The organism is Actinomycetospora sp. (assembly GCF_036497585.1).
Lineage (GTDB): Bacteria > Actinomycetota > Actinomycetes > Mycobacteriales > Pseudonocardiaceae > Actinomycetospora.
Genome location: NZ_DASXJD010000162.1, coordinates 1 through 3,015, shown reverse-complemented (window position 1 = coordinate 3,015; position 3,015 = coordinate 1). Strand labels below are relative to the sequence as shown.

The 3,015-nt window shown below is 77.4% G+C and carries 2 protein-coding genes; both read right to left on the bottom strand.

Annotation, left to right across the window (positions count from 1 at the left end):
- Nucleotides 1–248 (bottom strand): signal recognition particle receptor subunit alpha (locus VGH76_RS15765; protein WP_331557637.1); only part of this gene is annotated, 248 nt, incomplete at its 3' end.
- 125 nt (nucleotides 249–373) lie between these two features.
- Nucleotides 374–2,851: a [protein-PII] uridylyltransferase gene (locus VGH76_RS15760; protein ID WP_331557636.1), complete on the bottom strand. Its 2,478-nt coding sequence runs from the start codon at nucleotides 2,849–2,851 to the stop codon at nucleotides 374–376.
- Between the last annotated feature and the right edge of the window lie 164 nt (nucleotides 2,852–3,015).

Genomic DNA, 3,015 nt, shown 5'->3' with positions numbered 1-3,015 from the left:
ACGAGCTCCTCGTTGACGATCTTGACGACCTGCTGCGCCGGGTTGAGGGCCTCGGAGACCTCGGCGCCCTTGGCGCGCTCCTTGACCTGCTTGACGAACTCCCGGACGACGGGGAGCGCGACGTCGGCCTCGAGCAGCGCGATCCGGATCTCGCGGCACGTGGTGTCGATGTCGCTCTCGGAGAGCCGACCCTTGCCGCGCAGGTCCGACAGGACCGAGGTGAGGCGTTCGGACAGGGTGTCGAACACGGCGGACGTTCTCCCCCAGACGACGGGTGACGGCACCACGGGAGTGCCTGCTGACGCACTGCCCGGGCAGGCCACGGACAGGTTCCCAGCCTAACCACGCCGTGCCGGGGATCCCGAGCCCCTGGTCAGCCCACGCGGCTCCCGGCCCCCTCGCCGCTCGTCGCCGCCCCGGGGGCGGGGTGGGCCGCGGCCATGACCGCCGCCTCGATCGCCCGACGGCGGGTCGGGTCGAGCGCCACGACGGTGCCGGTGCCGGGACCCTGGTGCCGGGTGCCGTCGACGGCGGGGTCGATCGTGGCCTCGAGGCAGAACGCGTCGATGACCGAGGACCCGAGCGTCGACACCCGCGCCCAGCGCACGTCGACGCCCTGGGCCTCGAGGGCGGCCGCCACGTGGTGCAGCAGCCCGATGCGGTCGGCGGTGCGCAGCTCGAGGACGACCGCGCCGGTGGCCTCGTCGTCGAACCACAGCACCCGGCTGGCGGGCGGGCTCGCCGGGGCGCGGCTGGAGTAGTCGCGCTCCTTGGCCGCGAGGCGGGCGGGCAGGTCGAGCGAGCCCTGGAGCACGCGGACCAGGTCCTCGCGCAGCAGCGACGCCTCGGGCAGCCGGCCGAACCGCGGCGAGACCGTGAAGCTGTCGACCGCCACCCCGTCGTGCTCGACGAGCACGGCGGCGTGGACCTGCAGGGAGTGCAGGGCGAGCACCCCCGCGGCGCGGCTGAGCAGCCCGGGCCGGTCCGGGGCGGCGACCGTCATGGTCACCGTCGTCAGTTCGTCGCCCTCGTCGACCGAGACCTCCGGGCGGCCCGAGGTCGCGACCGAGCGGGCCAGCGCCAGCCGGTCGTCGGAGAGCGGCTCGGGGCCGGGCACCGGCTCCCCGGCCATGACGATGCGGCAGCGGCGGACGAGGTCGCCCATGAGCGTGGCCCGCCACGGCGTCCACACCCCCGGCCCGGTGCCCAGCGCGTCGGCCTCGGCGAGGGCGTGCAGCAGCTCGAGCAGCACCGGGTCGCCGTCGAGGGTCTCGACGACGCGCTGCACCGTCGCCGGGTCCTCCGGGTCGCGGCGCTGCGAGGTGTGGGGCAGCAGCAGGTGGTGGCGCACCATCGCGGCCAGCGTGTCGACGTCGGCGGGCCAGAGGCCGAGACGCCGACCGATGTGGCGGGCGAGCTCGGCGCCGACCACCGAGTGGTCCTCGTCGCGGCCCTTGCCGATGTCGTGGATCAGGGCGCCGAGCAGCAGCAGGTCGGGCCGCGAGACCCGGGTGGTCAGTTCGCTCGCACGGCGGGTGACCTCCACGAGGTGGCGGTCGACGGTCCACACGTGCTGGCGGTCGCGCGGCGGGAGGTCGCGTACCGCGCCCCACTCGGGGAACAGCCGCCCCCACAGCCCGGTGCGGTCCAGGGCCTCGACGACGTCGACGCCGCCCTCGCCGGCCCCGAGCAGCGCGAGCAGCTCCGTGCGCGCCGAGCGCGGCCACGGTTCGCGCAGCTCGGGCGCGGCCTCGGCGAGCCGGTTGAGCGTCCCCGCGGCCATCGGCAGCCCGGTGCGCGCGGCCACGGCGGCGAGCCGCAGCACGAGCGCGGGGTCCCGGCTGACCTGCGCCTCCCGGGCGAGCACGACCTCCCCGGCGTGCTCGACCACGCCCTCGTCGAGCGGACGACGGGCCGGCGGGCGGCGCAGCGCGGCCAGCCCGCGCCGGGGCAGGGCCGCCCGGGCGGAGCGCAGCGCGACGTCGGTGGCGTACACGACGGTGCGCGCCGAACCGGACAGCGAGCGGGCCAGGTCGTAGCGGTCGGTGACGCCGAGGTCGGGGATCCCGGCGAGCTCGTGGGCGTCCTCGGCCTGGAGTACGTCGCGGGCGCGGCCGGCCCGCCGGTGCAGCTCGGTGCGCAGGTCGAGCATCAGCTCCCGGGCGGAGCGGACGTCGACGGCGGGTCGGTCGACGAGCTGGGCGGCGGCGAGGGCGTCGAGGAGCTGGACGTCGCGCAGCCCGCCGCGGCCGTTCTTGAGGTCGGGCTCGACGCGGTGGGCGACCTCGCCGGAGCGCTGCCAGCGCGCGTGCGTGGCCTCGACGAGCTCGTCGAACCGGGTGCGGATGCCCGCCCGCCACGCCTGCCGGGCGGAGCTCGCGAGGCGCTCGGCGAGCTCGGCGTCGCCGGCGAGGAGGCGGACCTCGAGCAGGCCCAGGGCCACCCGCAGGTCCTCGGTGGCGACGCCGACCGCCTCGCCGACGGTCCGCACCGAGTGGTCGAGGCCGATCCCGGCGTCCCAAAGCGGGTACCAGAGGGCGTCGGCGATGCGGGCCACGCAGTCGGCGCCCTGCTGCCGGCCCGTGCCGTCGTGGACGAGGACCAGGTCGAGGTCGGACCAGGGCGCGAGCTCGCCGCGCCCGAGCGCCCCGACCGCCACGAGCGCCGTCCCGCTCTCCTCCCCGACGCCGACGGCGGCGGCGCGGGTGGCGAGCCAGAAGTCGTGCAGTTCCACGAGCGCCCCGCGCAGCGCCGCCGGCCCGAGCCGGCGCGCCCCCGGCGGTGGGGTCAGCAGGGCGGTGCGGGCCCGGACCAGGTCGACCGCGGCGCCCTCGTCGGACTCCCCCGACACCCTGGTCCCGTTCGGGTCCGGTCCGTCTCCCCCCGGGGCTCCGGGCCGTCCCGTGGGACCCGACGTCCCCGGGGCGCCCGCCCCCGACGTAGCGACCATGCCCGTCCTTCCCGCGCTCTCCCGCCGTGACGTGGACGCGTGGCGCGGGGCCCGGGCGGGGCCGG